This window comes from Streptomyces sp. NPDC001530 (assembly GCF_042894545.1).
Classification (GTDB): domain Bacteria; phylum Actinomycetota; class Actinomycetes; order Streptomycetales; family Streptomycetaceae; genus Streptomyces.
Map to the genome: position 1 here is coordinate 1 of NZ_JBIAVS010000059.1, position 14,018 is coordinate 14,018.

Consider the following 14,018-nt stretch of genomic DNA (forward strand, 5'->3'; position numbering starts at 1 on the left):
GTCACTGTTACGGCGCGGCCCGCTGGCCAACACCGCCTTCACCGATGACGACCACCTCGAACGCACCCTCCGCCGAGGCCTGCGCCACATCCAGCTCCGGCCCGACCTCATCGACGGCTGTCTTGCCGGCACCGGACTCACCCTCACCCGCCACCCGACAACAATCCGACGAGCTCAGTAGACACTCACTGGCTGGGGCGCTCGATGCTCCACCCCTGCTCAGGAGCGGGCCCGCTACATCCTCGTACCCACCTGACTGTCAACGGTCCTTGCCGAGAGTGGGAAGGCCGCCACGGAAGGGGCGGTATGCGGAGCCGTTCGCGCGAGGTGTGATGCCGAGCTTCTTCTTCAGCGCGGCCAGGTGCTCTGCGTCCGCGGCCGCCTGCTTAGCCTCGTCCTCGGCGGCCCGTAGCCGTGCGGCCTCCGTGTCGGAGACGATCCGCTTGGCCTTCCCCGTGTTGATGTCCTCTGTCTCTAGGAGGAACCCGAGTCCCCACAGTCGGTGCCGTTCGACCGGCGCGTAGGGTGCCGGCGTGATCGCGATGCCAAAGGAGTTCGCACGGGGCACCGTCGACCGCGAGGGGGAGGCCGGGGCGGCTCGCCGAGCGTCGGCCCCGGCTGGACGTCTCCTCGCAGCGGGCTGAAGTCGACGTCCAGGTGCGGGTCGTACGCCCTGGACACAAGGCTTTCTTCGCCACGTCCTGCGCCTTGTTGCCGTTGGGGTCGTAGGCGTAGGTGTGATCATCCTGGCTCTGTTCTGCCGCTCCAGAATGCCGTCGGATTGCCGCCCCGCAGCACGTCATTGCCCCCGTGCCGTCTCCGGCAGGAGCAGCCAGGCCCACATGGATGGCAGTACCAACTTCCTTGCTATGTAGGGCTGTTACGTGCTGCGCGACGCAACCCCTACTGTCTTACCAGCCAGTAGGGGTTGCGCCCTGCATGACGGCAGCCCTACTGTCTCACGCACCCGCCAGCCTGTTAGGAAACTTTCCTAACCATCTATCTGCAGCGTCACCGGCTCAGACCGAGCCGTCCACGCGCATCGTCACCGGTTCGGACCGAGCCGGGAGTTCCCGCAGCCGTCCCCGTGCGGCGCCGTACGGGCGCCCGCCGCGCCGTTGCCCCCCTTCCCCTCCTCCTGGACTGCTTCCTGAACGGAAAGGGCACAGCCATGCGTAGAAACACCATGCTCTGGCAGGCGATCACCGCGACCGTCCTCACTGGTGGTCTGGTCGTCGGCTACGTCGGACTCACGCCCGCGTCCGCCGCCGGTACGAACCTCGCCCTCGGCAAGACCGTCACGGCCTCCTCGACGGAGGGCGCCGGCTTCGAGCCCACCAAGGCCGTCGACGGTTCCACCTCCACCCGTTGGGCCAGCCTCGAAGGAGTCGACAACCAGTGGATCCAGATCGACCTGGGCTCGGTGACCGACGTCGGCCAGGTTGTGCTCAAGTGGGAGGCCGCCTACGCCAAGTCCTACCGCGTCGAGGTGTCCGACGACGCCTCCACCTGGCGCCAGGTCTACAGCACGACCACCGGTGACGGTGGCACGGACAACCTCACCGTCACCGGCTCCGGGCGCTACCTGCGCGTGTACGGCACCCAGCGCGCAACCGCATACGGCTACTCCCTCTACGAGGTCGAGGTCTACGGCGGGTCGGCCACGAGTCCCAGCCCCACCACGCCGCCGGACAGTACGACCAACCTGCTCGCCGGGCGGCCGACGTCGGTCTCCTCGGTCGAGGGCGCCGGCTTCGAGGGCGGCAAGGCCGTCGACGGCTCGACCAGCACCCGCTGGGCCAGTGCCGAAGGAGTCGACCCGCAGTGGCTCCGCGTCGACATGGGCAGTACGAAAACCGTCGGCCGGGTCGTTCTCAAGTGGGAGGCGGCGTACGCGAAGTCCTACCGAGTGGAGCTGTCCGACGACGGCTCCACCTGGCGTCAGGTGTACAGCACGACCACCGGTGACGGCGGCACCGACGACCTCACGGTCAGCGGCTCGGGGCGCTACCTGCGTGTCTACGGCACCCAGCGTGCAACCGCGTACGGCTACTCCCTCTACGAGGTCGAGGCGTACGGCAGCGGCTCGACCACGAGCCCCAGCCCCAGCCCCACCACACCACCGCCGTCCAGCACCGCGAACCTGGATGACCCGTACAAGAAGGAGAACGCCATGAAACTGGTGTCCTCCTTCGAGAACTCATCCCTGGACTGGCGGGCGCAGTTCGCCTACATCGAGGACATCGGTGACGGACGCGGCTACACCGCTGGGATCATCGGCTTCTGTTCCGGCACCGGCGACATGCTCGACCTCGTCGAGCGCTACACCCAGAAGAAGCCCAGTAACCCGCTGGCGCCCTACCTGCCGGCGCTGCGCGAGGTCAACGGCACCGATTCGCATGACGGGTTGGGCACGTCCTTCGAGAATGCCTGGCGCACCGCCGCCCAGGACTCCGTCTTCACCAAGACGCAGGAGGAGGAGCGTGACCGGGTCTACTTCAACCCGGCGGTCGGCCAGGCCAAGACGGACGGCCTGAAGGCGCTGGGCCAGTTCGCCTACTACGACGCCGCGGTCATGCACGGCGAGGAGGGCTTCCGCGCGATCCGCTCGCGGGCTGTCTCCCGGGTGAGGCCGCCGTCGCAGGGCGGCAACGAGGTCACGTTCCTGCACGCCTTCCTCGACGAGCGGGAGGAGGAGATGCGCAAGGAGGAGGCGCACAGCGACACCACACGGGTCAGCACCGCGCAGCGCAGGTTCCTGAACGAGGGCAACCTCCACCTCAACACCCCGCTGTACTGGAGCGTCTACGGGGACTCCTACTCCATCACCTCCTGACAGCGACGCGCCTTCCAGTCCGCCCGGGGGCGCCCTCCCCTCCCCGCCGCCCGGGCAGTCACGGCCACCCTGGCCGTCCGTCCCATACGCCCCGCTCGGACGGCCCGGGTGGCACGGACCCTGCACGCCTCCCCCACTGCCAGGCCACGTTGCCCGCAGACGGTCGTTCCTCTCCCCTGATGTGCCGTCATCCCCGAAGCCGGGACGAGATCCCCCGTGCCCGAGGAGAACACGTGCGTCTCACACCACAACACACGCTGCGCTGGGTCACCCCGGCGATCGGCGCCATGCTCCTGTTCGTGTCCGGCACGGGCCCGCCTCCGCGGTCCCGATCGGCGAGTCCCGGACGGGCAAGATGACCTGGTACGACGACACGGGCTACGGCGCGTGCGGCACGCAGATCAACGCCGCCACCGAGGACCTGGTCGCCGTGTCGTACGCGTGGTGGACCACCGCCAACCCCAACGCGGACCCGCTGTGCAACGGCATCTCCGTCCAGGTCACCTACAACGGCCGGACGATCACCGTGCCGGTGAAGGACAAGTGCCCGGGGTGCCCCGCCGAGCACATCGACCTGAGCAAGTCGGCCTTCCAGAAGCTCGCCCCCCTCGATGTCGGTGTGGTCAACGGGATCACCTGGAAGTTCGTCTCCACCAGCGGTGGTGGTGGCAGCGACACGCAGGCGCCCAGCGCACCAAGTGGCCTGTACTCCCCGAGCAGGACGTCCTCCAGTGTGTCCCTGGCCTGGAACGCGTCCTCCGACAACATCGGTGTCACCGGCTACGACGTGTACCGCGGCACCACCAAGGTCAGCACCGTAACCGGGACCACCGCGACGGTGAGCGGCCTGTCCCCGAGCACGAGCTACGCCTTCACGGTGAAGGCCCGTGACGCCGCGGGCAACGTCTCCGCCGCCTCCAACAGCCTGCCGGTGACGACCAGCGCCGGCAGCGGCGGTGGGGGGACCTGCCCCACGGCGTGGACCTCCACCCAGTCGTACGTGCCAGGTGACGTGGTCTCGTACGCGGGCCACAAGTACACCGCCACCTACTACTCCACCGGCGCGGTCCCCAACGACCCGACGTCCTGGGCCGTCTGGCGCGACGACGGCGCCTGCTGACACACCCCCGCCCCAGAAACCTCCTCCCCTCCCAGCAACATCACCTGCACCTGACAGCCTCACGAAGGGACTGACACATGAAATACAGACGTAGGTTGGCGGCTCTCGCGGCCGCATTCGGCCTGGGCCTGCTCGGCCTGGGCGTGCCCTCCACCCCCGCCGAGGCGGCTCCGACCTGGACGCTGCGCTGGGCGCCCGATCCGACGGTCCAGGGTCTCGGTGCCTTCGAGACCCTGGAAGACGACCGCGCCGACTCGCACACGAGTTTCGGGCCGCACATCAAGGTGGCGGGCGACGCCTACCGGTTCGACATGCACATGGTCGACCGGGACACCTCCACCGACCGGCAGCGCCACGAGGTCACCGGCAACCGGACCTCGTCCTCCTCCTACCTCCAGTGGAAGCTCGGGGAGACCTGGCGGGTCACGTACTCGATGTATATCCCCAGCTCCCTGATGGCCACGACCACATTCACGCACATCATGCAGACCAAGCAGCCGGGCCCCGGCACGTCCCCGATCACCGTGACCTCGCTGCGCCGCGTGAACGGCGTGCAGACCATCGAGCACAAGGTCATCGCGGGCGACGTCACGGTCGGCCGGACCAACCTCGAACCGCTGCAGAACAAGTGGATCGACATCGAGTACGAGATGAAGATCGGCGACGGCACGGCGGGCTCCGTCCGCTGGGTCGTCAAGAGCGCCGGGACCACGATCGTCGACGCGACCAAGACCGGCGTCGACACCTTCCTCGCCGACCGGGTCCGCCCCAAGTGGGGCATCTACCGCTCCCTCGGCGACACCTCCGGCTCCCTGCGCGACACCTACCTGCTGCTGCGCAACATGCGCGCGTACGAGCTCACCGCCGGCACCCCGGGCGACACCCAGGCGCCCACGGTCCCGGACGGTCTGCGCTCGACCGGCACCACTGCCTCCAGCGTCTCCCTGGCCTGGAACGCGTCCTCCGACGACACCGGCGTCACCGGCTACGACGTCTACCGCGACGGCACCAAGGCCAGCACGGTGAGTGGGACCAGCGCGACGGTGAGCGGGCTGGCCGCGAGCACGAGCTACTCCTTCACGGTCAGGGCCCGTGACGCCGCCGGCAACGTCTCCGCCGCCTCCAACAGCCTGCCAGTGACGACCAGCGCCGGCAGCGGCGGGACTGACACGCAGGCGCCCAGCGCGCCCAGTGGCCTGTACTCCCCGAGCAAGACGTCGTCCAGTGTGTCCCTGGCCTGGAACGCCTCCTCGGACAACGTCGGTGTCACCGGTTACGACGTGTACCGCGGTACCACCAAGGTCAGCACCGTGACCGGGACGAGTGCGACGGTGAGCGGGCTGTCGGCGAGCACGGGCTACTCCTTCACGGTGAAGGCCCGTGACGCGGCGGGCAATGTGTCCGCCTCTTCCAACAGCGTGTCGGTGACGACCGACGCCGCCGGCGGGGGGAACTGCCCCACGGCGTGGTCCTCCACCCAGTCGTACGTGCCAGATGACGTGGTCTCGTACGCGGGCCACAAGTACACCGCCACCTACTACTCCACCGGCGCGGTCCCCAACGACCCGACGTCCTGGGCCGTCTGGCGCGACGACGGCGCCTGCTGACACACCCCCGCGTCGCCGCCACGCGCCGCCACGCGTGGCGGCAACACCGACGCCTCGCCCACCCCTTCCTACCAGCAGACAGCTCTTAGCTGCCGGAGCGTCATCCGGTGGCCGTCTGACCCCCCATGTCCCACGAACAACGCACCCAGCCCCCCGGACACCGGGAGGATCACCAATGCGCACAGGGCAGCGAAGACTCAGAGCACTCACCGCGGCGGTCACCGCGGCCCTCATCCTCCTCGCCGGCGGCTGGACCGACCGCGTCGGCACAGGGGCGCACGACGACCCGACGAAGGAAGTCACGATCGCCGTCTGGCACGGCTGGACCGAGGAGAGCGAAGAGCAGGCCGTCGCCGACAACATCGCACGGTTCGAGCGCGTCCACCCCAACATCCATGTGGACACCGTCGGCGGCGTCACCGACGCCCAGATCGACAAGGCGATGCTGTCCCGCGGCCCCGACTCCCCGGACGTGATCTCGTCGTTCAGCCCCGACAACGTCGGACGGTTCTGCCACAGCGGAGGATGGGCGGACCTGGACCCCGCCGTCCACCGCGGCTGCCTGTCCGCCGCTGTACCTGAATCCGAACCTGCCGCACACCACTCAGTTGGGGAAAACGTTCAGGCAAGTACCCCAACCGCTACAGCGGCCGCCACCGTGAGCGCCGCGGCCGACCTCCTACGGATGTCGGTGGCCCGCGCCATTCCGTGGTCGGGGCCCGCCCGGCTGGCCCCGCCGTGCCAGGCGCCACCGGTGCTCTGCGCGACACCACCACCGTCCTCGCCTCCCTCTCCCGATGGGGGGAGACCAGCGGCGAGCAGGGGGAGGTGATCGTGGTCGACAACGCCTCCACCGACGCCACCGCCGACATGGCTGCCTCCTTCGGCGTCCGCGTGATCCGCGAAGGCATCCGCAGCATCGGCCGGGTCCGCAACAGCGGCGCGGCCGCCACCGACAGCCGGCGGCTGTTCTTCACCGACGCCGACGTCGCCCTGCCCGTGGAAGCAATCGGCGCCGCAGCTGCGGCGATGGACGCAGGGGCTGTCGGCGGCGCCATCCCGCCCCTCTACACCCCCAAGCGGCTCGGGGCACGGCTGCTGTGCGCGTACTGGGACCACTACCGCACCGCCCATGGCGGGGCTCAGGGCGTCGCTCAGTTCGTCACCGCTGCGGCCTTCAAGGAGGTGGGCGGCTACCGCAACGACCTGTTCATGAGCGAAGACGTCGACTTCTTCGCTCGCTTGACCGCCCATGGCCGTGCAACCGACGCCCCGGTCGCGATCCTGGACGACCTGCGCGTACGCCCTTCCACCCGCCGCTACGACCAGTGGTCCAGCCTCCGGATGCTGTGGTGGCAGAACCCCGTGACCGCCCGTCTGCGACTGGGCTCCGCGCGCATGTGGCGCCACTGGTACGAGACGGCCTCGTTGTCGCCGCTCTCGAGTGCCTCGCGCTGCTGCGCTTCGTAGTGTCGGGCCATGTCGACGCAGAAGGTGTGCCGGCTTCTACCGATCCACGTCTTCCCAGACATGGTGTTGTCGCTGGCTCCCATGCTCCCCCCTCGACGCCTGTGTGACGGATCGTAGGCGCCTGACGGTTAGAGCGGGAGACTTTCGTGGAGCTGCGTGAAGCAAGCTTGGTTGGACCGGGGGCTCGTTCGGGCTGCCAGCGACGGCGGATGCCTGCCAATGCCCTCGACCAGAGCGAGCCGCGGCGGCCGGCCGCGAGCCCTCAGCTTGGGAAGCTGCGAGCATTTGCGGACGGCTGGTTCGCTGACCTGGGCAAACAGCCGGGGCGGGGCCTCTCCGGGCTGGGTTGACTTCACCGTGATTCCCCGGTGCTTCCCGCTCCATCTGGTGCGGTTGTGGTGCAGGGCTGCGGCTTAGTCAATCGGTCCGTCTGAACGGCTCATTGGACGTCAGAGGGCTGCCAACCCGGAGGTGTCTTCGGGAGGCCGATTAGGACGTCCATGTTCAAGTACTCCTTGAGCAGCGCCTTCAGGTTGCGTCCGTTGATGAGTTGCATCCTGCCCGTTCGGTGAGCGAAGTCGTCGCTTGCTTTTCCGAACCATGAGGTCGTCACCAGGACTCCACGGCTTGCAGCCTTGTCGTGCATCACTCCTGCCAACGCGCGGACTGTCTCAACGGGCACGGCGTTCTTCGACCGCTTCGCCTGGATGGCGAAGACCGTGGTCCCCACCGGGTCACGCTGTACAGCTACAGCGTCCACACCATCATCCCGAGAACCCTGAGTCCGCCAGGTCTCGAAGCCCATCGCTTCGAACAGTTCGCGTACGAGCCGCTCGAAAGCGTAGGGGTCCATCTGCAGGAGGTCAGGTCGGCTGTCGAGCCCTGCCACGGCGCCGGCATCCGCGGTGATGCGGTACCTCGACAGGTCGATCTCCACGACCGGGGGCACGGGCTCCAGATCGTGCGGATGGCGGGAGACGACAGCGCCCAGGTATTTAAGGCACTCCTGCGCATCGAGCTGAGGTTCGTCCAGTACAAGTTCGTCGAAGTCTTCGCGCCGGGCGACCACGCTCACAAGGCAGGGGTGCACTGGACGGCCGGTCGCGCGGTCCTTGGCACTCACATGCCCGTTGAACACCACAGTGGTGACGAGACCGGGTGGGGTGGTCGAGAACGCTTCGTCCAATGCCCGCAAGGCGAGGCGTGCGACCAGAGTGCGGTAAGTCTCCTTGGTCTCGGCCTCTTTACGCGGCTGGGCGACGATTTCGGTCCGCTGGACCATAACCCTGTACGCAGCCACGGTCGGCACCACCTCATGCTGCGGCAGCTCGACCTCAATGAGGAGTTGCTGAGCCTCCGGAACATAAGCCGCTCCCGCACCCGTGCGGCATCCTTCGGGCACAGACGAGCCATTAAGCACTTCCTCCACAGCGTCTGCCACGCCCTGCGGGCCCCGCTCAGCGAGTGCCTGCTCGACATACGGGTGCCAACTCGTCAGTCTTCTGGGCCGGTCCGTCAGCACCGCCTGGAGTTCCGCCAGGCGCTCTTGGGCCTGGAGCGTGCGTTGTTCTGCCTCATCCTTCAACTGCGCCAATCGAGTTTCGCGCGCCTGCTTCTGCCGCTCCTTCTCCGAGCGGGCCTGCTCTCGTTCCCGCTGCTCTGCAGCGCGCTGCCGCTCGGCCTGGCGCTTAGCCAACTCCCGCTCGATACGGGCAACCTCGCGTGCCTGTGCAGCTTGTTCCCGGTCGAGGTGCTTCTCCCCTGCGGCTAACAGACGGGCATGCTCGGTCTCGACCTTGGCGGCTTCCCGCTTCTGACGGCGCCGACGCTCCTCAGCAGCCTTCGCTACCCGCTGCTCCTTCTGCTGGCCACGCTTCAACTCAGCAGCCTTGGCCTGTTGCTTCGCCTTGTACGCCTCGGCGAGCACTTGCATCACTGTCTTGCGGCGCGCCATGAGTCCCCCACCTGCACCTGTACTCACGCAACCTTCTAAAGCTGCACTCACAAAACGACTCGCCCCGCCGGGGCACCCCTCAGCGATACCCAGGTCTGTTGAACGGGAATCGTTGTCCATCATCCTCGGTCTGGCCACCGCAAGGCCATGAGCTTGGGAAGCTGAGGTGATCTAGGAGCCGTTGCTGGGCTGACCTGCGGCGGAGCCGCGACCGTGCGAGGGTTGGCGCCGAATCTTTGCCCGGTGTTCCCCGTGGTTCCCCGCAGGATCTGGCACGGTTCTGGCACGACACGTAACTCTGTGGCCGCAGCGCGGCGTCACGCCCGATGATTGGGGCCATGGATGCTGTCGTTCAGCGGGTGTGCACGTCGGGGACGAAGAAGTCGCGTGGCGGTTCTGAAGCTGCGCGCAGAAATGCCGCCCCTACGGCCTTCTTGCTGCCTGCGGGCTTGAGTGCTGCCCTCCACGAGGTCGCCATGTGGGAGTCCGATTCCTTCGAGCCGCGTATGCAGGTGCGGAACCTGTCGGCGCCCGGGACGATCCTCCGCGAGGTCGATGGGCTACTGCGCGTGGATCCTCCAGAGGTGAGCATGTTTGCCATGCCACGACGCAATCGGCGCCCGCCTGCCGTTCGTCTGACTCCCGGCCAGTGGCTGCAGTGGCAGATCAACTACCGGTTCGTCGGCAGTTGTGGCGGGGCCTGGTCCTATCGGTTGGAGACGTTCAACATCCTTTATGGCTCTGCGATACCCGACGTGTTCCTGGGGGTGCCAGCACGCCACGTAGACGAGCGGCGGTCCCTACGCTGAACTTCGCGGCACCAAAACCGCAACGGCTCCGCCCCCACCGGCCTCAGCCACGCTACGAACCCGTGTCGTCGACCGAAGCCAGACGTGATGGCCGGCCGCGTGCGCTGGCAACCCTCGACGGCACCCCTGGCGCTGAACGGTTCGTGGAGCGGCTGCATCATGTTGACGCTGGCGAGCCGTCGAAGGGTCGGTCATCGAGCGACCAGTCCTCCAACATAGCTGCACAGGACGCAGAAGCCGTGCGGTAATGGCTGCCGTGGATCAGAACTCGCTGCGGAAGCTCGTGGAGGGGCAGCTCCTTCGGCTTGAGGGAAATGCCTTTCAGGACTGCATGGATCGGCTCGGCCTGGAGCTGTACCCCGGCGAATACCAACCCGTGCGGGCGGCCGGGCCGAAGGGCGACACCAAGAACGACGGCTACTGCCCGAAGGCGCGGGTCTTCTTCGCGGCGCACGCGACACGCGGCGAGCGGATCGACAAGACCAAGGCGAAGATCCACGGTGACTTGGAGGGCTGCCTCCAGGAGCACCGCGATGTAAGGGCGGACGTGGTCGGTAGCGGAAACGTCGAGGTCACTCCGGTTGTAGGGCCAGCCCAGCTCATCAGCGCATCTCGACTGTGGTGAGCCGCCGTTGACCGTGGTTGACCGCACGATGTGGCACGACTGTGGCACACGCAGAGCGACTACGGGCTGGCCGTGCTTCTCCTGTTCTATCGTTCCGGCCCACTTACGCGGAGCAGGACATCCATGGCGCTGCGTGCTGCTGCCACGAAGGCCTCGAGGCGGTCATTCAGGCGGGAGTGGATCTGGAACCACGAATCGACGGGCGTCTCCTCGCCCGGGTCGCCGCGGCTTCCGTCCTGCCGCCAACGCCGCAGCATGTTGAGCGTGGGAGGCAGCTGATACAGGCACAGCATGACCTCATCAGCCAGTTGCGATACCGCTTCGGGCCCCTCCAGCTGCACCTTATGCACCGAGCCGCCGGCCGTTCTGATTGCTGCGTCGACTTCTGCAGCTAGGGCGTCGATGTCACCGACCGCCTCGTAGCGGGAGCGCATGATCATGTCGCCAAGCCTGTCGCCATCGTGGTTGACCGCATGGGCGTCGGCTAGAAACTGCTGATACACCTGCCGACGGTGATCGATCTGCAGCTCTCGTAGCTGTCGACGCTCCTCGGCTTGCAGTAGGCGCGCCTGCTGGTGTTCAGCAGACAGGAGCTGTAATCGTTGCTGCTCCGCGAGGACTACATCTTTGCGCCGTTCTGACCGGAATGTAACTGCTGCGGTCAATCCGCCGCCGGCAAGTGTCCCTAGGACACTTACGGCCGCCACAACTAGCGAGTCCGACATGGCCCCATGCTGCCAGCAGGACAATCCCTGCGTCTGAGAATTGATCACTAGAAGGGCTCCCCAGATCGGCGTCCAGACGGAGGCCCGCGGCATCGACCAGTAGCCGAAGAAGTGCCGGGCCGGGTTCCTGACCTGCACCCTTGTTGATGATCAACGCTGCGACCTGCGACTTAGCCGTCGGTGGTTGTCAGCGTTGGTCGTCGTTGTGCGCCCTCGGACGGCCCAGGGACGGCCCGGTGACAGTTGGAGTCGGTCAGAGGGGCCGTGCCAACCTCTTGTGCTTCTCGTGTGCTCCAGGTGGCATCGGCATACCGATCCGACTCATCAGCATCGCCTTCGTGGCGAGCGTCAGCGCATCGCCGAGAGCGGATTTCTCGTCGATGAGGATGACCCACTCCCGCTCGTCGGTTGGCAACGTCGCTGGCAAGGTCAAGATCCCTCGGTTCCGCAGCCCTCCGGTCATTTGCTTGCAGAGGGCCGCACCGAGCCGATCGCGGTACGGAGCCAACTGCTGCTTGATGGTCAACATGGAGAAGCGCTTGACGCCTCCATCCAGCCTGACCGCACCCACAATCTCCGCATATCCCATGGCACCGCAGGCTACTGAGGTAGTAACTCGATTGTCTGTCGAGTTGCTACGGCTCGGTGGACCTGGTAAGAGCGGCCTGCTGGCGCATGGTGAGGTCGGCGGAGCGGCTTTGGGCTGGAGCTGCTTTGGGGTGAGTGATCATGGCCCCGTAAGCTTCCGGCGCGTCGGGCAGTCTGTAAAGCTGCTGGTCGACTCTGCTGGACCTGCTCATGTGGCGGTTGGCTGAGCTGTTGCTGCGGTGAGCCCTGACGAACAACTGGGTGCAGTCGTGATGACACGAGCCGGCATTCCATCCCTGATGGTCGATCGCAGGCAATCTTGGGGCATGCCAGACAATGTCGCCCGGATCATCGCAGGGGCCAGTGCAACGTTCACCGCATCCAGTATGGCGATCTCGTACGCCACCTATCGGAGAGTTCGTCCTAGATTGAAAGTGCGGGCCTACTTCACCATCGAGGTGCCGCACCACCTGAAGGTCAGAGTGCGCAACCATGGGCAGACGGCGGTGAAAGTTACAAAGGTCGCCGTGCAATTTCGAGAGATCCTCTACAAGGATCTCTACAAACGCCTCAGAATGCGTCTCCCTATCGGGGAATATTCATACACATATAAGCACACCTGGTATCCGCGGCTCCAAGAGGGCGCTGCGATGGATATCGCTGCCTTCGGCGGAGCGCAGTGGGACGTGAAGCTGAGTGATAAGAACTTGTGGATCCTTGCGAAAAGCAGGAGGTATCTACGCGTAAGTCTTGAGCTGCCGTCCGGGGCGGTCGTTTACAACCGATGGCGCCGCAAGCCGGGCTGGTTGGAGGATTACGCGGAGTGCGAGGCACCGACAGGAGGCCAATCGCAGGAACCCTGAGTAGCACAGCAGCGGTGTGCAGCGGCCAGAACTAGATGAACTGGGGCAGGCAGCTTAACCGGGACTGCCGTCGGATGTGTGGCAAAATGTTTGCTGATCATAGCGAGCCCACCTCATGGCGCCCGGGGTATTTGTGGGGCGCCGGTACGCCAAGCGGCCGAGAGCCCAGGTCACACACGACCCGTCGAGCGGTCTGTAAATCTGCCGGCTCAGCCTTCCCAGGTTCGAATCCTGGCGCCGCCACGCTAGTGGGATCGGCCCCTGACCAGCCAGTTTGGTCAGGGGCCGATCTCGTTCCTGGCTCCCGCCACTACCCGCTGTTCCCCGGTGTTCCCCGCCCCTTCTGGCACGGTTGTGGCACGTGTAGTGGTGACCTTGATCACGAGGTCGGTGAAGTCTCATCGACGGCCCGGCGGGATGAGGCTGAGCATGCTGCGGGAGGCCACGAGCTTCATCGAGGACACTGCCGCTGCTTAGCATCATCCGCATGGGTCACGAAGCAAGCGAGACGCAAGCAGGATCGGCGGTTGAGGCCAGCATCAAGGCGTCAACCGGTGTGATCGTCGCGACAGTTGGGATGTTCAACCCCGTAGCTGGCGTGGCGCTTGGGGCACTCAAGGAGTACGTCGACGCCCCGATCCTGCAACTCATCGAGAGGGAGCGCGCGCGTCGCGAGGAACGAGCGGCACGAGCGCTCCAAGCAGGCTCCGAGGAGGCACAGAGGTCTCTAGACCGGCTTGTGCAGACGATCGAGACCAGCCCAGATCTGCTGGCTTTGATGTCGGAGACGGTTCAGGCCGCTATGGAGACACCTCTAGCAGAGAAGATCGTTGCTCTCGGCAGGTGCTTGGGACGAGGGGTGCGCGACGAGGCCACAGTCGACGCAGAGCGTCTCCGCGTGCGGGGCCTCGCAGCGATCGAGGCCCCGGAGGTCAAGCTCCTTGAAGTCCTCGCCAAGGAGACACACTCGACGCCAGAAGGTTGGTACCAAGAGCGGTTCCCCGGGTGGAGGCAGCCGGAGATCCTCGCTGAACTTCCTGGGTTCGCCAAGGTGCTGGACGCCTCTATCGCTCGCCTCGCCGCAGAGGGAATCGTTAGGGACGATGGTCTAGGCAGAGTGGCTGTGAGTGAAGACGATCCAGTCGAGATGTGGATTCTGACGGACTTCGGAAACGATTGCCTTTCCTTGCTCCGGGCGGTTTCTGCGGGCGAGTAGACGCAGGGCCGCACCGTACATCCAAGGTCGGCGGAGCGACTTTGGACTGGAGCTGCTTTGGGGCGAGTGATCACGGCCCCGTAAGCTGATGGCGCGTCGGGCAGTCTGTGGACCTACTGAGCTCGTCGGATTGTTGTCGGGTGGCGGGTGAGGGTGAGTCCGGTGCCGGCAAGACAGCCGTCGATGAGGTCGGGGCGTTGCTGGA

At 66.3% G+C, this 14,018-nt stretch carries 11 protein-coding genes and 4 pseudogenes; 11 read left to right on the forward strand and 4 right to left on the reverse strand.

Annotated features, from left to right (window positions below; genetic code table 11):
* Positions 1–181 (forward strand): annotated as a pseudogene (locus tag ACFY0T_RS49845) (IS630 family transposase); the annotation flags it as partial.
* A gap of 78 nt (positions 182–259) precedes the next feature.
* On the opposite strand, the gene ACFY0T_RS49850 reads toward ACFY0T_RS49845, so the two are convergent.
* A complete protein-coding gene (locus tag ACFY0T_RS49850; protein ID WP_388885781.1) occupies positions 260–568 on the reverse strand; it encodes a hypothetical protein in 309 nt (102 codons plus the stop codon).
* A gap of 618 nt (positions 569–1,186) precedes the next feature.
* Between ACFY0T_RS49850 and ACFY0T_RS49855 the strand changes: the two are divergent.
* The 7 genes and pseudogenes from ACFY0T_RS49855 to ACFY0T_RS49885 form a co-directional block, all read left to right on the forward strand.
* A pseudogene (locus ACFY0T_RS49855) lies at positions 1,187–1,627 on the forward strand (discoidin domain-containing protein); the annotation flags it as partial.
* 78 nt (positions 1,628–1,705) lie between these two features.
* Positions 1,706–2,836: a chitosanase gene (locus tag ACFY0T_RS49860; protein WP_388885805.1), complete on the forward strand. Its 1,131-nt coding sequence runs from the start codon at positions 1,706–1,708 to the stop codon at positions 2,834–2,836.
* A gap of 355 nt (positions 2,837–3,191) precedes the next feature.
* Positions 3,192–3,404: pseudogene (locus tag ACFY0T_RS49865) on the forward strand (hypothetical protein); the annotation flags it as partial.
* A gap of 90 nt (positions 3,405–3,494) precedes the next feature.
* Positions 3,495–3,875: pseudogene (locus ACFY0T_RS49870) on the forward strand (fibronectin type III domain-containing protein); the annotation flags it as partial.
* A gap of 158 nt (positions 3,876–4,033) precedes the next feature.
* Positions 4,034–5,563 carry a fibronectin type III domain-containing protein gene (locus tag ACFY0T_RS49875; RefSeq protein WP_388885783.1) on the forward strand — a complete coding sequence of 510 codons (1,530 nt, stop codon included), beginning with the start codon at positions 4,034–4,036 and terminating at the stop codon, positions 5,561–5,563.
* A gap of 175 nt (positions 5,564–5,738) precedes the next feature.
* Complete coding sequence (locus tag ACFY0T_RS49880) at positions 5,739–6,395, forward strand: hypothetical protein (protein WP_388885786.1); 657 nt, start codon at positions 5,739–5,741, stop codon at positions 6,393–6,395.
* A complete protein-coding gene (locus tag ACFY0T_RS49885; RefSeq protein ID WP_388885788.1) occupies positions 6,302–7,033 on the forward strand; it encodes a glycosyltransferase in 732 nt (243 codons plus the stop codon). The genes ACFY0T_RS49880 and ACFY0T_RS49885 overlap by 94 nt, the downstream gene beginning before the upstream one ends.
* 439 nt (positions 7,034–7,472) lie before the next feature.
* Here ACFY0T_RS49885 and ACFY0T_RS49890 read toward each other — a convergent pair whose 3' ends face one another.
* The gene (locus ACFY0T_RS49890; protein ID WP_388885790.1) at positions 7,473–8,987 is read right to left on the reverse strand and encodes a restriction endonuclease; all 1,515 of its coding nucleotides are present in this window, start codon (positions 8,985–8,987) and stop codon (positions 7,473–7,475) included.
* Positions 8,988–10,127: 1,140 nt separating this feature from the next.
* Here ACFY0T_RS49890 and ACFY0T_RS49895 point away from each other — a divergent pair.
* A complete protein-coding gene (locus tag ACFY0T_RS49895) occupies positions 10,128–10,421 on the forward strand; it encodes a hypothetical protein (RefSeq protein ID WP_388885793.1) in 294 nt (97 codons plus the stop codon).
* Positions 10,422–10,507: 86 nt separating this feature from the next.
* On the opposite strand, the gene ACFY0T_RS49900 is transcribed toward ACFY0T_RS49895, so the two are convergent.
* Positions 10,508–11,284, reverse strand: coding sequence for a hypothetical protein (locus tag ACFY0T_RS49900; protein WP_388885795.1), 777 nt, complete (start codon positions 11,282–11,284; stop codon positions 10,508–10,510).
* A 115-nt stretch (positions 11,285–11,399) separates the two neighbouring features.
* Entirely contained in the window at positions 11,400–11,735 is a 336-nt protein-coding gene (locus ACFY0T_RS49905; protein WP_388885797.1) for a hypothetical protein, read from the reverse strand.
* Between the two features lie 325 nt (positions 11,736–12,060).
* Between ACFY0T_RS49905 and ACFY0T_RS49910 the strand changes: the two genes are divergently transcribed.
* Positions 12,061–12,597, forward strand: coding sequence for a hypothetical protein (locus ACFY0T_RS49910; RefSeq protein ID WP_388885800.1), 537 nt, complete (start codon positions 12,061–12,063; stop codon positions 12,595–12,597).
* 487 nt (positions 12,598–13,084) lie between these two features.
* A complete protein-coding gene (locus ACFY0T_RS49915) occupies positions 13,085–13,813 on the forward strand; it encodes a hypothetical protein (RefSeq protein WP_388885803.1) in 729 nt (242 codons plus the stop codon).
* Positions 13,814–14,018 lie beyond the last annotated feature (205 nt).

Bases quoted from the DNA above. Each gene is read 5' to 3' on its own strand.
- ACFY0T_RS49875 (WP_388885783.1), top strand. From the start codon at position 4,034: ATGAAATACAGACGTAGGTTGGCGGCTCTCGCGGCCGCATTCGGCCTG.
- ACFY0T_RS49880 (WP_388885786.1), top strand. From the start codon at position 5,739: ATGCGCACAGGGCAGCGAAGACTCAGAGCACTCACCGCGGCGGTCACC.
- ACFY0T_RS49890 (WP_388885790.1), bottom strand. From the start codon at position 8,987: ATGGCGCGCCGCAAGACAGTGATGCAAGTGCTCGCCGAGGCGTACAAG.
- ACFY0T_RS49895 (WP_388885793.1), top strand. From the start codon at position 10,128: ATGGATCGGCTCGGCCTGGAGCTGTACCCCGGCGAATACCAACCCGTG.
- ACFY0T_RS49905 (WP_388885797.1), bottom strand. From the start codon at position 11,735: ATGGGATATGCGGAGATTGTGGGTGCGGTCAGGCTGGATGGAGGCGTC.
- ACFY0T_RS49910 (WP_388885800.1), top strand. From the start codon at position 12,061: ATGCCAGACAATGTCGCCCGGATCATCGCAGGGGCCAGTGCAACGTTC.
- ACFY0T_RS49915 (WP_388885803.1), top strand. From the start codon at position 13,085: ATGGGTCACGAAGCAAGCGAGACGCAAGCAGGATCGGCGGTTGAGGCC.